Source organism: Acidobacteriaceae bacterium, assembly GCA_028283655.1.
Taxonomy (GTDB): domain Bacteria; phylum Acidobacteriota; class Terriglobia; order Terriglobales; family Acidobacteriaceae; genus Granulicella.
Genome location: JAPWKE010000003.1, coordinates 2377278 through 2393036 on the forward strand (window position 1 = coordinate 2377278; position 15759 = coordinate 2393036).

Sequence of the window (15759 nt, forward strand, 5' to 3'; positions counted from 1 at the left end):
TATTCCTTTGGCTTTCGCCGTTTGGACCCTAAACCCCGGTCCATAAACCCTGTTTAGTTGCCCTGGCGGAACGGCATGCCGAACGCCTTGAGCAGCGTGCGAGCGCCGTTGTCGTCCTTCGCCGACGTCACGATCGTGACGTTCATACCCTTGGTCTTGTCAACCTTCGAGTAATCGATTTCCGGGAAGATCAGCTGATCGCGAAGACCGAGCGTGTAGTTGCCACGGCCGTCGAAGCTCTTCGAGCTGACGCCACGGAAGTCGCGCACGCGGGGCAGAGCTACCGAAACCAGACGGTCCAGGAACTCGTACATCGCATCGCCACGCAGCGTAACCATCGCTCCGATGGGCATGCCTTCGCGCAGCTTGAACGCAGCGATCGACTTCTTCGCCTTCGTAACCACCGGCTTCTGGCCGGCGATGGAAGCGAGATCGGCCACAAGCGGGTCGAGCATCTTGCTGTTCTGCGTTGCTTCGCCGAGACCCATGTTGATAACGATCTTCTCGAGGCGCGGAACCTGCATCACGTTCTCAAGGCCGAGTTCCTTCTGAACCGAAGCCTTGATCTCGCTCGTGTATTTGTCTTTCAGACGTGTTGCCATTGTCTTTATCTCTCTTTCTCACGGTTTCGGAGTGGATACCGGTTCGTGAGGTGTTCAATTTCGAGGCCCCGAAGGGCCACGTTCCTTCAACTACTTCGCTGTTTCGACCGTCTGTCCGTTGGACTTGGTCACGCGAACCTTCTTGCCGTCAACGATCTTGTAGCCAACACGGCTGACATTGCCAGCTGCGTCAAGCAACATCACGTTGGAGATGTTGACCGTGGGGTTCAACTCCTGGATGCCGCCCTGCTCGCCCGTCTGCTGGTTCGGCTTGACGTGCTTCTTGATCATGCGGAGCTTATCGCCCTGGATACCTTCAAGAAGAACGCGGTTCTTATCGGTGATGACACGCAGTACGCGCGCCTTCTTGCCCTTGTTGTTACCCGCGATCACCAGAACCTGGTCGTTACGCTGAATCTTTGCCATTGCGTTAGTACTCTCTTTCGATTTGCCTCGGCAGTCTTGCCTCCGAAGAGGCGCGGAGCCGGAGTCCGCTAACAACGCTACGAGATGCGTGCCCGAAAGCAACGCATCTCATTCGCGCTTAGATTACTTCCGGAGCCAGCGAGACGATCTTGAGGAACTTCTTCTCGCGGAGCTCACGAGCAACCGGACCAAATACGCGCGTGCCAACCGGCTCCATCGCGTCGTTGATCACCACAGCCGCGTTCTCATCGAAGCGGATGTAGGTGCCGTCCTTGCGGCGGTATTCCTTGTGCGTGCGCACAATAACCGCCTTGACGACCTTGCCCTTCTTCACAGTACCGTCCGGCGAAGCTTCCTTCACCGCAGCGGTTACAACATCGCCCAGGCCGGCCTTCTTACCGAGACCGCCGCCGAGCGGCAGAATCACCTGGAGCTTGCGCGCGCCGGAATTGTCGGCAACGGCGAGCATGGTGCGCATTTGAACTGCCATGGTATTTCTCCTTGCGCTGCGAGCCTTAGGGCCCGCGCTATCTCGTTACTTCGTGGCCGACTCAGCCGCGACAGGCTTCTCTTCCGCAAGCGTCGAAAGCGACGAGCGGCGGATGATTTCTTCAAGTGACCAGCGCTTCAGCTTCGACAGCGGACGGGTCTCGCGAATGCGAACCATGTCGCCCACGCGGGCCGAGTTCTGCTCGTCATGCGCGTAGAACTTCTTGTTCGACTTCATCACGCGCTTGTACTTCGGGTGGGCCTTGCGCATTTCGATCTCAACTACGATCGTCTTCTGCATTTTGGTCGAAACAACCAGACCGACCTTTTCGGTGCGGTGCGAGATTGCTTCCGGGGTGCTCACAGTGGTTTCAGCCATTACTTGCCTGCCTTGCTGGCCGCGAGCTCGCGCTGGCGGACGATGGTCTTGATGCGTGCGATGTCGAGCTTCAGCGAGCGGATCTTGCCGACGCCTTCCTGCTTGCCCAGGCCCTTCGCGAAGCGGATGCGGAAAAGCTGCTCAGCAACCTTCGTGCTCTCAGCCTTCAACTCCTCGTCGCTCAGTCCGCGGATCTTTTCGAGTTCCATGTTCGTTTCCTCTTAGGGGCGCGCTCCAATGCAGGAGCAGCGCGAAATGTCGTTACTTGGCGGAGACTTCCTGGCTCACGCCGGGACGAATGATGAACGTCGTCTTGAGCGGAAGCTTGTTCGTTGCCAGGCGCATCGCTTCGCGTGCGACGTCAACAGGAACGCCTTCCATCTCGAACATGATCTTGCCAGGGCGAACAACAGCTACCCAGTGATCAGGAGCGCCCTTACCCTTACCCATACGGGTTTCGGCCGGCTTGCGGGTGATGGGCTTGTCCGGGAAAATACGCAGCCAGACCTTACCACCACGCTTGATGAAGCGGGTCATTGCGATACGAGCGGCTTCGATCTGACGGTCGGTGATGTAGCCGCACTCGACAACCTTGAGGCCGAAATCGCCGAAGGCCAGGTCAGAGCCACGCCACGCCTTGCCGGTCATACGGCCGCGCTGTTGCTTGCGATACTTAACGCGCTTTGGTGAAAGCATTTCTTAATCCTTTATCTTGATCGGCAAGCCAAAAGGCCGCCGGAACTTACCAGGCCAAAGCCCGGGAGCCCGCCCATACAGCAGCGAACCCAGCAAATGGTGCGACAAAAGCCGCAGAACAGCCGAGGAGCTTCGAGCAGAACCCTTGAAATGCGAGGGGAATGCATGGAGTGGAATCGAGAAACCATCCAAGTCTGAAAGCTCGACCGAGGTCTCTGCCGCAGAACAGCTCCGGGCAGACTCAGGGCCAAACCTGACTAGTGTAACAAAGATTGGCACCTTCACCAAACTTTTTTGCTACAAAAGCGAAGAGTGTAGAGCATATTTCTACGCCCTACACTCTCTTGCTCTACTTCGCGATCGTTAGAATACGCCAGCAGCGCCAACGGTTTCAGCCGGCTTGCGCTTCTTCTGCTCGTAGATGTCGCCACGGTAGATCCACGTTTTCACGCCGATGATGCCGTAGGTCGTCTTTGCTTCCGAGAAGCCGTAGTCGATGTCAGCACGCAGCGTGTGCAGCGGCAGACGTCCCTGCAGATACCACTCCGAACGCGCAATTTCGTTGCCGTTCAGACGGCCCGACACGCGGACCTTGATACCCTTGCAGCCAAAACGCAGAGCCGAATCAACGCTCTTACGCATCGCGCGGCGGAACGAAACGCGCTTCTCGAGCTGGAGAGCAATATTCTCCGAGACGAGCTGTGCGTCGAGCTCCGGCTTGTTCACTTCCAGAATGTCGATGAAGACTTCGCGCGAGGTGCGCTTCTGGATGTCAGCCTTGAGCTTGTCGATTTCAGCGCCCTTGCGGCCGATGATGATGCCCGGACGAGCCGTGCGGATGATGAGGCGGAGCTTGTTGCCCGGGCGCTCGACTTCAACGCTCGAAACACCAGCCTGCTTCAGCTTTTCGCGAAGCTCAGCCTTCAGCTTTACGTCCTCAACGAGGAGCTTGTCATAACCGCGCTCTACAAACCAGCGCGACTTCCAGGGCTTGTTGACGCCCAGGCGGAATCCATAAGGATGGACTTTCTGTCCCATAATTTCCTTCTTTTCTCACCCTCTCCGGTTGAGCCGGGAGAGTGGACTACACGGATTTTGTGGGCTGCGGATCGCTCCTCAGCCCACTCACCAGAACTACGAGTTATTCAGCAGCTGCCGTCTTCTTGGCAGCCTTCTTTGCGGCCTTCTTCGCAGGCTTCGCCGGCGCAGCAACTTCCGCAGCAGGTGCTGCAGGAGCCTTCTTCACAACCACTTCAGCGGCCTTCTTCTCGGCCACGGTGATGATGATGTGCGCAATGCGGCGCTGGTAGCGGAACGCACGACCCATCGGGGCAGGGCGGATACGCTTCATGCGCGGACCTTCGTTCGCCACAGCCGTCTTTACGATCAGGTTGTCCAGATCGATGTTCAGGCCGCGCTCGTCGGAGAGGTGCTGTGCGTTGGCGATCGCCGAGCGGAGAACCTTCTCCACCACAGGAGCGATGCGCTTGTTGGTGAACGCGACCGTATTGATCGCAGCTTCCACGCGCTGTCCCTTGATCAGATCAAGAACCAGCTTAGCCTTCTGCGGGCTTACCCGCTGAAACTTGGCCTCGGCGCGGAACTCGGGAGCGGTATTTGCAGTCTTCTTAGCCATTGCTCTCTCCCTTACTTGCCCTTCGCCGTGTCGCCGCCCTTGGCCACGTGGCCCTTGAACGTACGAGTTGCCGAGAATTCGCCGAGCTTGTGCCCGACCATGTTTTCCGTGCAATACACGGGGATGAACTTGCGTCCGTTGTGAACCGCAATCGTGTGTCCAACCATGTCCGGGTGGATCGTCGAGCGGCGTGACCACGTGCGGATGACCTTACGGTCGCCTGCTGCGTTCATCACGTTAACCTTCGTCATCAGGTGCTCGTCGATAAACGGGCCCTTCTTCGTAGAACGTGCCATAGTGATTTCCTTTTCAGTACTCGGTACAACGAATCACAGGAGAGGAGTCTGCGACTTGGTGTAGCTCTTCTGTTCGCAGGCCTGACCTGCATCAGGCCCACGCCTCTCAGAGCGCCGTTACTACTTCTTGCGACGCGAAACGATGAATACGTCGGTGCGCTTGTTGTTACGCGTCTTGTAACCACGCGTCGGCTGGCCCCACGGCGTCACTGGGTGACGTCCGCCCGAGGTCTTACCTTCACCACCACCGTGCGGGTGATCGACCGGGTTCATCGACACACCACGGTTGGCAGGACGGATGCCCTTCCAACGGTTACGACCGGCCTTACCGATCGTGACGTTCTCGTGGTCCGTGTTGCCTACCTGACCAATGGTGGCCATGCAGTCAACCAGAACACGACGGGTTTCGCCCGAAGGAAGCTTCAGAAGAGCGTAATCGCCTTCCTTCGCTACCAGGTTCACCTGTGCGCCTGCCGAACGTGCCATCTGCGCGCCCTTACCAGGACGAAGCTCGATGTTGTGCACGATCGTACCGGTCGGGATGTTGCGCAGCGGCAGTGCGTTGCCGACAAGGATGTCAGCCTCGGGGCCGCTCATCACCATCTGGCCGACCTTCAGGCCGACAGGCTGGATGATGTAGCGCTTCTCGCCGTCCGCATAGCTGATCAGAGCGATGCGCGAGCTGCGGTTTGGATCATATTCGACCGTCGCAACCTTGCCGGGGATACCGAACTTATCGCGCTTGAAGTCGATGAGGCGAAGCTGCTGCTTGTGACCACCACCCTGGTGGCGGACAACCAGCTTGCCCATGTTGTTACGACCGCCGGTGCGCTGCTTCGGTGCCAGCAACGGCTTATACGGCTTGTCGGTCGTGATGTCGTCATTTACCAGCTTCGTCTGGAAACGAAGCGTAGGTGTAATCGGTCGAAAGCTCTTAATCGGCATTTCTAATCCCTTGAATTTCTCCGCGCCTCTAATTTGGAGTTCGTCACTCCGGCGCGATAGTTACTGCATCAGGTTCAGGGTGAGGTGGCGTCTAGCCCCCTGCACCCGTCACCTTGTTCTTACTGGAGTTCCGCGGTAAAGTCGGGAACCGTCTCGCCGGCCTTCAGCTTCACATAAGCCTTCTTCCAGTCAGGAAGATAGCCAGAGAAACGGCCACGGCGGCGTTCCTTGCCTTCAACGTTCGCGGTGCGGATCGACGCAACCTTCACGTTGAAGAGCTTCTCTACAGCCTGCTTCACTTCGGTCTTCGTTGCGGTTGTCGCAACTTCGAACACGAGCGAGCCTTCAGTCTCGCGCGTCACCAGGGCCTTCTCGGTGATCAGCGGACGACGGATTACGTTATATACGGTAGGCATGTTTACTTAGCCTCCTTCTTGCTGATGTTCTTCTTCAGCGTCTCCTGCAGAGCTTCGAACGCAGCCTTCGAGAAGATTGCGTTCTCATAGCGAAGCAGGTCATACGGGTGAACTTCCGAGCTCAGAACCAGATCCACGCCCGAAAGATTGCGGGAGCCGAGGTAGAACTTCTCTTCAATCTGCTGCGAAGACTCAACCAGCAGAGCGGTCTTCTTCGCTTCCAGCTTGTCGAGGGCCTGGCGGTACAGCTTCGTCTTGGCTTCCGCCAGTTCAAAGCTGTCAACGATCGTCAGCTTGCCATCGTTCAGCTTCTGTGCGAGAGCCGAGCGCAGAGCGCCGAGCAGCTTCTTGCGCGGGAACGCGTACTCATACGAGCGCGGCTGAGGTCCGTGGACCGTACCACCACCACGCCAGAGCGGGGTGCGGATCGATCCGACACGAGCGCGGCCCGTGCCCTTCTGCTTCCAAAGCTTCTTACCGGCGCCCGAAACGCTCGAACGAACCTTCGTCGAGTGCGTACCCTGACGCAGCGAAGCGCGGTAGTGCTTTACAGCCTCCCACAGGAGAGCTTCATTAACCTCGCCGGCGAAAAGAGGATCGAGTTCAAACTCGCCTACCTTCGCGCCTTCGAGATTGACAACATTGATGTTTGCCATCTCACTTCTTCTTTCCGTGCTCGTGATCGGTGCCACGAGCCCTGACTGTTATCACGGTGTGTTCCCGGTCTCTTCCCCGCACACCTTTTTAGTACTTCGGTAAGCCGGGGATCTCTCCCCGGCTTACCTCCATCTTCCAAACCCTGGGCCCTTGAATCTAGGCCCCGGAGTTCAGTTACTTCTTCTTTGCTGAAGCCTTCTTGGAAGCCTTCAGAGCGTCCTTCGTAGCCGCACCAGCAAACCCACGACGCTCACGCGGCGGAGCTACCGACTTCGACACGAGGATGTAACCATCCTTCGCACCCGGGACCGCGCCGTCTACCAGGAGGAGGTTGTCCTCGAGGTCGATGCCGCGAACACGCAGGTTGCGGACCGTCACCTGATCGTTACCGAAGCGGCCCGGCATGCGCTGGCCCGGGAAAACACGCGACGGGAACGACGATGCGCCGATCGAACCCTGAATCTGGAACATGTGACCATGCGACTTGGGTCCACCGCCGAAGCCGTGGCGACGCACAACACCAGCAAAACCGCGACCCTTCGAGTGACCGATCACATCGACGAAACGCGTCTCCGAGAAGATCTCTACCGTCAGACGATCGCCAGCCTTGGGGGCTTCCTGACCTTCTTCAACGGGCTCGATCTGCACTTCGCGGATCTCGCGAACCGGAGCCACATCTGCCTTGGCAAAGTGGCCGGTCATGGCCTTGTTCACTCTGTTTGCCTTCACGAACTCGACAAGACCGATCTGGGCAGCTTCGTAGCCGTCCTTCTGCTGAGTCTTGACCTGCGTGATGACGCACGGGCCGACCTTCAGAACCGTAACGGGGTGTACAACACCCGCGTCATCGAATACCTGGGTCATGCCAATCTTCTTACCGAGAATTCCTGCTACTGACATTTCAATCTCCTCATCATGCCCGCGGTTGAGCCGCCGCACTGTAGGTTTCTACAGGGCCGGAACGTTCCTTCCAGCCCTCGCAAAACTTGTTTTGATTCCGGAGTTCCGGGCCGAAGCCCTGAACCTTCGCAACCGTTACTTGGTGACGGTCTTGATCTCTACGTCCACACCAGCGGGCAGATCGAGCTTCATCAGAGCGTCCACGGTCTGCTGTGTGGGCTCGAGAATGTCGATCAGACGCTTGTGTGTGCGGATCTCGAACGCTTCACGCGACTTCTTGTCGACGTGCGGCGAACGGAGAACGCAATACTTGTTCTTCATGGTGGGCAGGGGAATCGGTCCTGCAACCTGTGCGCCTGTGCGCTTTGCGGTCTCTACGATTTCGCCGGTGGACGTATCGAGGACGCGGTAATCATAAGCCTTCAGGCGGATACGAATGCGCTGTTGCGCCATGTGGGTGCTTCTTTCTGACTTTGCAAGCAAAGATCGGCTGGGAGTGGTTTGCAGGCGATCGACATCTAGACCGTCCAGCAACCCTCATTTTGTCGTAGTGACATAGGGCTCCATAGACACACGAAGCCCAACCAATCAAGAATACGGGCAATCGGTGGAAAACGCAAGAAATTCCTTCAAGCCTCTCCGCCAGCCCCCTGCAACCACCACCCTGCAGCTCCCCCCAGCACCCCTTATCATCCCGAATGCAGTGAGGGCCCTGCTTACGCAGAGCCACCCACTTCCGCACGCCACAATCCCTTCGCGAACTTCGCGCCTAACTTGGCGTACTTAGCGTTGAAGCTCTGCCCTCAGCCGGCGGGTTTCTACCACCCTGGCCCTCTCTCCGTGCCGTTCTCCGCGACCTCTGCGTTCTGCCTCTGCGTTCTGCCTTTGCTTTTGGAGTAGAGGTGGGCTTTAGCCCCGGCCCCGGCCCGCCCCCTACTTCCTACTCCCTACTCCCTACTCCCTACTCCCTACCAAAGCCCACACAAGAAAAAGCCGCTCACGCCGCCACATCCCCAGCGATCGTATCCAGCTCCTGCACCGCATCCTCCGGCAACACCAACTCGGCGGCCTTCAGATTCTCCTCCAAATGCGCCACCTTCGACGTGCCCGAGATCAGCAGCAAGTTTGGCGAACGCTGCAACAGCCACGCCTGCGCCACCTGCATCGGCGAAGCTCCCAGCCTCTCCGCCACACTCGTCAGCTTGCCCGACTGCAGCGGCGTAAACCCACCCAGCGGGAAGAACGGCACATACGGAATCCCCTGCTTCGCCAGGTCAGCGATCAACGCATCGTCCGCACGATTGGCCAGGTTGTACATGTTCTGCACACACACCACCGGCGCTATCGCCTGCGCATCCGCCAGCTGCTTCGCATTCACATTGCTCACGCCGATATGCTTCACCAGCCCCTTGCGCTGCATCTCCGCAATGACCTCCACGGACGACCGAATGTCGAACGCAGGATCAGCTGCGGCCATTCCCAGACCACGCACGTTCACGATATCCAACGCGTCCAGCTTCAGGCTCCGCAGGTTGTCATGAACGCTGCCCTCCAGCAACTCCCGGCTGTGGTCCTGGAACCACTCGCCCTGCCCCCCGCGATACGCGCCCACCTTCGTCACAATCACCAGGTTCTTCGCATAAGGATGCAACGCCTCCTGCACGATCCAGTTCGCATAATGCGGGCCATAGAAGTCACCCGTATCGATATGGTCGACACCAGCCTCCACCGCTCGCCGCACCACCCGCACGCACTCCTCGCGGTCCATCGGAGGACCAAACACATGCGGTCCGGCAAGCTGCATCGCACCAAAGCCCACCCGGCGCACGGTCAGCCCCGTACCCGGAAACGAAAACACACCACCCAGCTTTTCAGACATCAGAAAATCTCCTCAGCAGACTCGCTGCTATGTATCGTTAGATGAAGAAAGCTTCACATTTGGAGTTCGCATTTGCCAGCCCTTCTCGCCCCTATCGAAAAGCAGCGTAAACAGCCCACGCAAGCCCGTTCAGCCGTCACCGTAGACGCGATCCTCCAGGCCTGCCTTCAGGTTTTAACCGCTGTCGGCAAAGAGAAACTCACCACGACTCTGGTCGCCCACCGCGCCGGGGTCTCTGTCGGCACACTCTACCAGTACTTCCCCAACAAGCGTTCGCTGCTGCAGGCCGTCCTGCGCAAACACCTCACCCACGTCACCGAACTCTTCGAGCACGCCTGCGACACCCAGCACGGCAAGCCGCTCTGCGAGATGATCACCACCATCGCGACCACCTTCTTCCGCGCCAAGATGCAGGACCCCAAAGCCGGCCTCGCGCTCTACTCCGTCAGCTCCGACGTCGACGGCCTCCGCATCACGGAAGACCTCCGCATCCGCCAGGAAGCAGCCTTCACCCGCGTCCTCACCAGCTCACCAGAAAAGCTCACCGTCGACCCCGCCGTCGCTGGCTTCGCCTTCCAATCCACGATGATCGGCGTCGCCCGCCGCATTCTTGAGGCCCGCATCCCCGCCCGCGAACACGCCGCCCTCCACGCAGAGATGATCACCATGCTCTGCGCCTACGCCGCCACCATCAGCCGCCCTGCAGCAACAGAACAGCAGCCTTCAAACCGCAAATAGGCGCACAAAAGATACACAACTCACCACAGATCACACACACACCGCTTGTCTTCCCTAACGCAGTGAGCGACCTGCTTATCGCGCAGGCACCCCACACTGACAACTGACAACTACCCCCGCGCCGCATCCGCCAGCTGAATAGTATGCGCACTCACAATCGCCGTAATCAGCCCCGGATACCGGGCCTCCACCTCAGCGCACCGTGACGTATTGTGCATCTCCACCCCGCGCCGTTCGCTGCGGATCAACCCCGCCTCGCGCAGCACTTTGAAATGCTGCGACAGCGTCGACTTCGGAATCGCCTTGTCCAGCACATGCAGAAACATCGAGCAAGTCTGCGAACACTCCTGCCCCACAATGTCCGCATAAATCGCTACCCGCGTCGGGTCTGACAACGCATGAAGGATGGCCTCTACAGGCACATCGGCAATCGCGGGATGGAATAAAGGACGCATTGTCGTACTCCCATCTTAGAATGCAACGCTCTCTGCAAAGATTCTTAGTTCTAATTTACCGAACTATTGAATCATCCTCTTCCCCCACTCATCCCATTGCCTGTAACGAAGCGCAGAACACCAGCACTTCGACAAAGGAGATTCACCATGGGAAAGCTTGAAGGAAAAGTCGCCGTCATCACCGCTGCCACATCCGGCATGGCACTCGCTACCGCAAAGCGCTTCGTCGCAGAAGGCGCCTACGTCTTCATCACCGGCCGCCGTCAGGACGCACTCGACAAAGCCGTCGCCGAGATCGGCCTCAACGTCACCGGCGTCCAGGGCGACGCCTCCAACCTCGACGACCTCGACCGCCTCTACGACGTCGTCAAGAGTGAAAAGGGCCACATCGACATCCTCTTCGCCAGCGCCGGTCGCGGTGAGTTCGCCCCCATCGGTCAGATCACCGAACAGCACTTCGACGAGACCTTCGACCTCAACGTCCGCGGCACGCTCTTCACCGTGCAGAAGGCTCTTCCCCTCTTCACCGACGGCGGCTCCATTCTGCTGAACGCTTCCATCGTCAGCATCAAGGGCTTCCCTGCCTTCGGTGTCTACGCGGCAAGCAAGGCGGCTGTCCGCTCCTTCGCCCGCACCTGGGTCAACGACCTCAAGGACCGCAAGATCCGCGTAAACGTCATCAGCCCCGGCCCCATCGACACCCCGGCCCTTGACCCACTTGGAGCCGATGCCAAGGAAGGCTTCAAGTCCCTGATCCCCCGCGGCACGATGGGCACATCAGAAGAGATCGCCGGAGCAGCCTTGTTCCTCGCCTCCGAGGACTCCAGCTTCGTCAACGGCGTAGAACTCTTCGTCGACGGCGGCGTAGCCCAGATCTAAATCCACTTCGAACTAAACAGCACAGCGGCGGCACGACATCGTGCCGCCGCTACCTTTTCCAACAATCCTCCACCGCTCCCAAATCACCGCCACAACAGATGTCCCCCGCCGTTTACAGCCCCCTCCACTCCCACATTTCCCCTTACACAACGCCATCTCCATCCTGAACGCAGTGAGGATCCTATCTGCCGCAAGCCGAGCCACCACGTCTCCGCGCGCCCCGGTCCCCTTCGCGAACTTCGCGTTAGGCCTTTGCCTTCCCGACTCCCGACTCCCGACCCGAGTCGAGGTGGGCTTCAGCTCCGGCCTTCCACCCAACGCAGAACGGCCACCGATTCCTCGGTGGCCGTTCTTGTCGTTCTGGACCCTGGGCCCTAAGCCCTGGACCCTCGTTACTTGATGATTTCCGAGATCGCGCCTGCACCAACGGTGCGGCCACCCTCACGGATAGCGAAACGCAGACCCTTTTCCATCGCAACCGGCGTGTGAAGCGTGATCTCCAGCGAGATGTTATCGCCAGGCATCACCATCTCCGTACCTTCCGGCAGCTTCGCCGATCCGGTCACGTCCGTCGTACGGAAGTAGAACTGGGGACGGTAGCCGTTGAAGAACGGGGTATGACGACCGCCTTCTTCCTTCGACAACACGTACACTTCGCCCGTGAACACCGTGTGAGGAGTGATCGAACCCGGCTTGGCAAGAACCATGCCGCGCTCAACGTCGTCCTTCGCCGTGCCGCGGAGCAGCAGACCTGCGTTGTCGCCGGCAAGACCTTCGTCAAGCTGCTTCTTGAACATCTCAACGCCGGTAACCGTCGTCGCCTGCGTGTCGCGGAAGCCAACGATCTGTGCGGGTTCGCCAACCTTGATCTTGCCGCGCTCGATACGACCCGTGACCACCGTGCCACGACCCGAGATCGAGAAGATATCTTCGATCGGCATCAGGAACGGCAGGTCGACCAGACGGTCAGGCTGAGGAACGTTGTCGTCCACTGCCTGCATCAGCTCGTCGATCTTCGCTTCCCACTGTGCTTCGCCGTTCAGCGCGCCCAGGGCCGAACCACGAACCACGGGAACGTCGTCGCCCGGGAACTCGTACTTCGACAGAAGCTCACGAACTTCCATCTCGACCAGGTCGATCAGTTCTTCGTCTTCCACCGCATCGCACTTGTTCAGGAACACAACGATGTACGGTACGCCTACCTGGCGAGCGAGCAGAACGTGCTCCTTCGTCTGGGGCATCGGGCCGTCGGTCGCTGCAACCACGAGGATCGCGCCGTCCATCTGCGCTGCGCCCGTGATCATGTTCTTGATGTAATCCGCGTGGCCCGGGCAATCAACGTGAGCATAGTGACGGTTCGCCGTCTCATACTCCACGTGAGACGTCGAGATCGTGATACCGCGCTCGCGCTCTTCCGGTGCGTTATCGATCTGATCGAACGACTTGAACGCGTTCTTCGGGTTGTGCTTCGACAACACCTTCGTAATCGCCGCAGTCAACGTCGTCTTGCCGTGATCGATGTGACCGATCGTGCCTACGTTTACGTGCGGTTTGCTACGGTCAAATTTTTCCTTCGCCATGAGTCCTTCTCCGTCCTTCTTAGTTCAAACTTCTCCGAGCCTCTCGACCCGAATCCTGTCTCCGTCTCAAACGGAGTAGCGGCGGGCACTGCCCGCCACCCAAAAATCATCCCCAAAGCCGCGCCAAACTCAACGCTTCCCTTCGGAGTAGAGGGACCTTTCACAGCCGCCTCAACACAGAAACCTATCAGAGTAGCGGCATCTCTTGACGACCCCGGAATGAACCCGTCGGAGTCGAGATACCTTGTGAGCCACCCGGTATGAAGGCCTTTGGAGGTAGAGGCAGGCTTCAGCCCACCGTCCGCGCACAAACAGGAATGAGGGGCTTTAGCCCCGGCATCCTAGTAATACGCGTAAATCTTGAAATACTTATCGCGCAGGTCCATCGAGACCTTCTCCAGCGACGCAAGATACAGTTCGCGGATCATGCCCTGGTCGCCATCGCCCAGCTTCGCATACGCTGCTGCCGCATTCGGCCCCAGCTTGCCAGCCTTCAGCACATGCTCAAACTCGCGAATGCGCAGTTTGCTGCTGTCCAGCGACTTGAGAAACTTCTCCACACCATTCGGCGCATAGTTCGCGTCAATGGCACTCTTGACTACACCAAACGTCGTCGGATCGGCGACGGGGATCACTGCCTGCTGAAACGTTGTGCTCAACGACTTTTCCTAGGTTGGGGGGATGTCGGTGCGGGATTGCTGGAGCGGGAGACGGGAATCGAACCCGCGACCAACAGCTTGGAAGGCTGTGACTCTACCACTGAGTTACTCCCGCCCTACGAGATTTGAGTTTACGCTCAAACCTCTGAATTCTGGAGCTGATGGAGAGGATTGAACTCTCGACCTCTCCCTTACCAAGGGAGTGCTCTGCCACTGAGCTACATCAGCTTCCCGTACAACTCTATCGCGTTCGCCACCGACCGAGTACCACCCGGAGGGCAAAAAATGCGATTAGCAGCCATGTAAGCTGCTGATACTTCCCTGGCTCCATCGTGCGCCAGACAAGCAATGCCAGCAGCCCAAGAACCGCCAGCGAAACGACCATACGGCCGTTGGAAGCAGGAGCCATATCCATTCGGCTTTGCCTCCGAACACTCTCCGAAGAGAGATAAAAAAATGGTGCACAGGGAAGGATTCGAACCTTCGTAGCGACAAGCGCGGCAGATTTACAGTCTGCTGCCATTAACCACTCGGCCACCTGTGCCCAGGTTTACTACAGAGTTGTCTGGGGGAGCCTTGCTGGTTACGGCAGGAACTTCCAAACCCTCTTCCCTTGCTGCGTGGTGTTTTTGAAACTGGAGCTGGCGAAGGGATTTGAACCCCCGACCGCCTGATTACAAATCAGGTGCTCTACCAGCTGAGCTACGCCAGCCCACACAGCAAAGTGCGCTGCTCACACTGCCGCAGCGCTGAATATGAATCTATCACAAACCAGGCTCTTCGCGAGTGTGGGAAAGCTCACGAAAACATCCCTTCTCACCGCCACTCCTTATCCGCCGCGAAACCCTCTGCACCCTCCGCGTGCTTTTCTCGCGCACTCAGCGTCGAAGCTCTCCCTCCCCTCGCCACAAACTCCGCTCTAGGACTCCCCACCCGGCATCCCCGGTGCTACCATCATGCCAACCGCACCTCAACACCTGCGGCCCTAGACGCCTTGAAGCATCCCACACGCAACCGCGGACTCATCATCACGCTGGCCCTGCTGGCGCTGCTCTCTGTCGTAGGCCTCGTCCTCTACCTGCGAGCCAAAGCTCCCCCCGACGCTGCGCGCCTCCTCCCGGAATCAGACGCCATCGTCTTCTTCCAGCTCAAGACACTCCGCGCCGCCACGCACTTCGACCGCCAGCCCATCACCCGCTCGGCCGACTTCGCCCGCTTCATCGCCGCCACCGGCATCGAGCCCGAGCGCGACATCGACTCCGCCGCCTTCGCCCTGCACCGTATGCCCGATCCCCACGGCCCCAACGGCCCGGTCGCCTACTCTGAAGTCTTCACCGGCCACTTCGACGGCCAGCGCCTCACCAGCTACCTCGCCTCCATCGCCACCGCTCGCGAAACCTACGACGACCACGAGATCTTTTCCATCCCTATCGACGGCCGCACGCTCCGCGTCGCGCAACTCGGCTACGACACCATCGCCGCCAGCAACATGCCCACCACTGAGCAGATCCACTCCATGCTCGACCGCTGGCGCGCCTCCGGCATCGGCACCCCCGGCTCTTCGCTCCTCGCCCGCCGTTACCACGACGTCCCTCTGCTTTCACAAGCCTGGGGCATCGGCCGCATCGGCCTCCCCTTCGCCCAGGACGGCAAGATCACCCTCTTCGGCCTCGAACTCCCCATCTCTTCCGACACCGAACTCGTCGCCAGCCTCCGCTTCCAGGGCAAAGTCCAGCTTCGCGTCGAAGACTTCGCTCACTCCGACGACGAAGCCCGCACCACAGCCGACGCCATGAACACCATGCTGAACCTGGCCCGCGGCCTTACCGGAGCGACTCCCCAGCAGGACGCCCCCGCCGTCGCCGTCCGCGACCTGCTCAACACCTCCACCGTCGAGCAAAAAGGTAGCCAGGCCACTCTCACCGCCACCGCAAGCCTCGAGCAACTGAAGGCCCTGGCAAACGTCTCGACCGCTGCCCAATAGCCTTCGGCAGACAGTCACCACGACCGTTCTCGCAACCGCACCCCTTCGCGTACTTCGCGCCTAGCCTTAGCGCACTTCGCGTTAAGGCTCTGCTCCCTCCATCCCACCCTTAGCTCTAGATTTCGCCCTTCGCCTTGGAGTAG

21 protein-coding genes and 4 tRNA genes are annotated in these 15759 nt (G+C 59.1%); 3 read left to right on the forward strand and 22 right to left on the reverse strand.

All coding sequences use genetic code 11. The annotated features are described in order from the left end of the window. Positions 1-53: 53 nt before the first annotated feature. The 15 genes from rplE to PW792_13130 form a co-directional block, all read right to left on the reverse strand. On the reverse strand, positions 54-602 hold the full coding sequence (gene rplE / locus PW792_13060) for a 50S ribosomal protein L5 (protein MDE1162858.1): 549 nt from the start codon (positions 600-602) through the stop codon (positions 54-56). Between the two features lie 90 nt (positions 603-692). Next, positions 693-1028: a 50S ribosomal protein L24 gene (gene rplX, locus PW792_13065; GenBank protein MDE1162859.1), complete on the reverse strand. Its 336-nt coding sequence runs from the start codon at positions 1026-1028 to the stop codon at positions 693-695. A gap of 118 nt (positions 1029-1146) precedes the next feature. Beyond that, on the reverse strand, positions 1147-1518 hold the full coding sequence (rplN, locus tag PW792_13070) for a 50S ribosomal protein L14 (GenBank protein MDE1162860.1): 372 nt from the start codon (positions 1516-1518) through the stop codon (positions 1147-1149). Between the two features lie 45 nt (positions 1519-1563). Beyond that, complete coding sequence (gene rpsQ / locus PW792_13075) at positions 1564-1896, reverse strand: 30S ribosomal protein S17 (GenBank protein ID MDE1162861.1); 333 nt, start codon at positions 1894-1896, stop codon at positions 1564-1566. After that, positions 1896-2105 (reverse strand): 50S ribosomal protein L29, encoded by a 210-nt coding sequence (gene rpmC / locus PW792_13080; GenBank protein MDE1162862.1) that lies wholly within the window; start codon positions 2103-2105, stop codon positions 1896-1898. Before rpmC ends, rpsQ begins: the two co-directional genes overlap by 1 nt. Positions 2106-2157: 52 nt before the next feature. After that, positions 2158-2592 carry a 50S ribosomal protein L16 gene (gene rplP / locus PW792_13085; protein ID MDE1162863.1) on the reverse strand — a complete coding sequence of 145 codons (435 nt, stop codon included), beginning with the start codon at positions 2590-2592 and terminating at the stop codon, positions 2158-2160. A gap of 363 nt (positions 2593-2955) precedes the next feature. Continuing rightward, positions 2956-3630 (reverse strand): 30S ribosomal protein S3, encoded by a 675-nt coding sequence (gene rpsC, locus PW792_13090; GenBank protein MDE1162864.1) that lies wholly within the window; start codon positions 3628-3630, stop codon positions 2956-2958. A 103-nt stretch (positions 3631-3733) separates the two neighbouring features. Then, entirely contained in the window at positions 3734-4228 is a 495-nt protein-coding gene (gene rplV, locus PW792_13095) for a 50S ribosomal protein L22 (protein MDE1162865.1), read from the reverse strand. An 11-nt stretch (positions 4229-4239) separates the two neighbouring features. After that, positions 4240-4524 (reverse strand): 30S ribosomal protein S19, encoded by a 285-nt coding sequence (rpsS, locus tag PW792_13100; GenBank protein MDE1162866.1) that lies wholly within the window; start codon positions 4522-4524, stop codon positions 4240-4242. A gap of 120 nt (positions 4525-4644) precedes the next feature. Further along, entirely contained in the window at positions 4645-5469 is an 825-nt protein-coding gene (rplB, locus tag PW792_13105) for a 50S ribosomal protein L2 (protein ID MDE1162867.1), read from the reverse strand. Positions 5470-5588: 119 nt separating this feature from the next. After that, entirely contained in the window at positions 5589-5885 is a 297-nt protein-coding gene (locus PW792_13110; protein ID MDE1162868.1) for a 50S ribosomal protein L23, read from the reverse strand. A 2-nt stretch (positions 5886-5887) separates the two neighbouring features. Further along, positions 5888-6541 (reverse strand): 50S ribosomal protein L4, encoded by a 654-nt coding sequence (gene rplD, locus PW792_13115; protein MDE1162869.1) that lies wholly within the window; start codon positions 6539-6541, stop codon positions 5888-5890. Between the two features lie 175 nt (positions 6542-6716). Beyond that, the gene (gene rplC / locus PW792_13120; protein MDE1162870.1) at positions 6717-7442 is read right to left on the reverse strand and encodes a 50S ribosomal protein L3; all 726 of its coding nucleotides are present in this window, start codon (positions 7440-7442) and stop codon (positions 6717-6719) included. Positions 7443-7577: 135 nt separating this feature from the next. Next, positions 7578-7895, reverse strand: a complete 318-nt coding sequence (gene rpsJ, locus PW792_13125) for a 30S ribosomal protein S10 (GenBank protein MDE1162871.1) — start codon at positions 7893-7895, stop codon at positions 7578-7580. A 544-nt stretch (positions 7896-8439) separates the two neighbouring features. Continuing rightward, entirely contained in the window at positions 8440-9321 is an 882-nt protein-coding gene (locus PW792_13130) for an oxidoreductase (GenBank protein ID MDE1162872.1), read from the reverse strand. A gap of 72 nt (positions 9322-9393) precedes the next feature. Here PW792_13130 and PW792_13135 point away from each other — a divergent pair, with 72 nt between their 5' ends. Next, positions 9394-10059: a TetR/AcrR family transcriptional regulator gene (locus tag PW792_13135; protein MDE1162873.1), complete on the forward strand. Its 666-nt coding sequence runs from the start codon at positions 9394-9396 to the stop codon at positions 10057-10059. 110 nt (positions 10060-10169) lie between these two features. On the opposite strand, the gene PW792_13140 is transcribed toward PW792_13135, so the two are convergent. After that, entirely contained in the window at positions 10170-10514 is a 345-nt protein-coding gene (locus PW792_13140) for a helix-turn-helix domain-containing protein (protein ID MDE1162874.1), read from the reverse strand. Between the two features lie 147 nt (positions 10515-10661). Here PW792_13140 and PW792_13145 point away from each other — a divergent pair, with 147 nt between their 5' ends. Beyond that, positions 10662-11393, forward strand: a complete 732-nt coding sequence (locus PW792_13145; GenBank protein ID MDE1162875.1) for an SDR family oxidoreductase — start codon at positions 10662-10664, stop codon at positions 11391-11393. Between the two features lie 392 nt (positions 11394-11785). Here the strand turns inward: PW792_13145 and tuf are convergent, their stop codons facing one another. From tuf to PW792_13175, 6 genes are all read right to left on the reverse strand, one after another. Further along, positions 11786-12973 carry an elongation factor Tu gene (gene tuf, locus PW792_13150; protein ID MDE1162876.1) on the reverse strand — a complete coding sequence of 396 codons (1188 nt, stop codon included), beginning with the start codon at positions 12971-12973 and terminating at the stop codon, positions 11786-11788. Positions 12974-13314: 341 nt separating this feature from the next. Next, positions 13315-13632, reverse strand: coding sequence for a hypothetical protein (locus tag PW792_13155; protein MDE1162877.1), 318 nt, complete (start codon positions 13630-13632; stop codon positions 13315-13317). A 40-nt stretch (positions 13633-13672) separates the two neighbouring features. Next, positions 13673-13747, reverse strand: a tRNA-Gly gene (locus tag PW792_13160). 38 nt (positions 13748-13785) lie between these two features. Further along, a tRNA-Thr gene (locus tag PW792_13165) sits at positions 13786-13860 on the reverse strand. Between the two features lie 229 nt (positions 13861-14089). After that, positions 14090-14176, reverse strand: a tRNA-Tyr gene (locus tag PW792_13170). Positions 14177-14268: 92 nt separating this feature from the next. Further along, positions 14269-14344 (reverse strand) — tRNA-Thr (locus PW792_13175). A 282-nt stretch (positions 14345-14626) separates the two neighbouring features. On the opposite strand from PW792_13175, the gene PW792_13180 reads away from it, so the two are divergent. After that, positions 14627-15616 (forward strand): hypothetical protein, encoded by a 990-nt coding sequence (locus PW792_13180; GenBank protein ID MDE1162878.1) that lies wholly within the window; start codon positions 14627-14629, stop codon positions 15614-15616. The last annotated feature ends 143 nt before the right edge of the window (positions 15617-15759 follow it).

What these genes read in the sequence shown, in the direction of transcription:
- rplE (MDE1162858.1), bottom strand. Translation starts at nt 602, where the DNA reads ATGGCAACACGTCTGAAAGACAAATACACGAGCGAGATCAAGGCTTCG.
- rplX (MDE1162859.1), bottom strand. Translation starts at nt 1,028, where the DNA reads ATGGCAAAGATTCAGCGTAACGACCAGGTTCTGGTGATCGCGGGTAAC.
- rplN (MDE1162860.1), bottom strand. Translation starts at nt 1,518, where the DNA reads ATGGCAGTTCAAATGCGCACCATGCTCGCCGTTGCCGACAATTCCGGC.
- rpsQ (MDE1162861.1), bottom strand. Translation starts at nt 1,896, where the DNA reads ATGGCTGAAACCACTGTGAGCACCCCGGAAGCAATCTCGCACCGCACC.
- rpmC (MDE1162862.1), bottom strand. Translation starts at nt 2,105, where the DNA reads ATGGAACTCGAAAAGATCCGCGGACTGAGCGACGAGGAGTTGAAGGCT.
- rplP (MDE1162863.1), bottom strand. Translation starts at nt 2,592, where the DNA reads ATGCTTTCACCAAAGCGCGTTAAGTATCGCAAGCAACAGCGCGGCCGT.
- rpsC (MDE1162864.1), bottom strand. Translation starts at nt 3,630, where the DNA reads ATGGGACAGAAAGTCCATCCTTATGGATTCCGCCTGGGCGTCAACAAG.
- rplV (MDE1162865.1), bottom strand. Translation starts at nt 4,228, where the DNA reads ATGGCTAAGAAGACTGCAAATACCGCTCCCGAGTTCCGCGCCGAGGCC.
- rpsS (MDE1162866.1), bottom strand. Translation starts at nt 4,524, where the DNA reads ATGGCACGTTCTACGAAGAAGGGCCCGTTTATCGACGAGCACCTGATG.
- rplB (MDE1162867.1), bottom strand. Translation starts at nt 5,469, where the DNA reads ATGCCGATTAAGAGCTTTCGACCGATTACACCTACGCTTCGTTTCCAG.
- PW792_13110 (MDE1162868.1), bottom strand. Translation starts at nt 5,885, where the DNA reads ATGCCTACCGTATATAACGTAATCCGTCGTCCGCTGATCACCGAGAAG.
- rplD (MDE1162869.1), bottom strand. Translation starts at nt 6,541, where the DNA reads ATGGCAAACATCAATGTTGTCAATCTCGAAGGCGCGAAGGTAGGCGAG.
- rplC (MDE1162870.1), bottom strand. Translation starts at nt 7,442, where the DNA reads ATGTCAGTAGCAGGAATTCTCGGTAAGAAGATTGGCATGACCCAGGTA.
- rpsJ (MDE1162871.1), bottom strand. Translation starts at nt 7,895, where the DNA reads ATGGCGCAACAGCGCATTCGTATCCGCCTGAAGGCTTATGATTACCGC.
- PW792_13130 (MDE1162872.1), bottom strand. Translation starts at nt 9,321, where the DNA reads ATGTCTGAAAAGCTGGGTGGTGTGTTTTCGTTTCCGGGTACGGGGCTG.
- PW792_13140 (MDE1162874.1), bottom strand. Translation starts at nt 10,514, where the DNA reads ATGCGTCCTTTATTCCATCCCGCGATTGCCGATGTGCCTGTAGAGGCC.
- PW792_13145 (MDE1162875.1), top strand. Translation starts at nt 10,662, where the DNA reads ATGGGAAAGCTTGAAGGAAAAGTCGCCGTCATCACCGCTGCCACATCC.
- tuf (MDE1162876.1), bottom strand. Translation starts at nt 12,973, where the DNA reads ATGGCGAAGGAAAAATTTGACCGTAGCAAACCGCACGTAAACGTAGGC.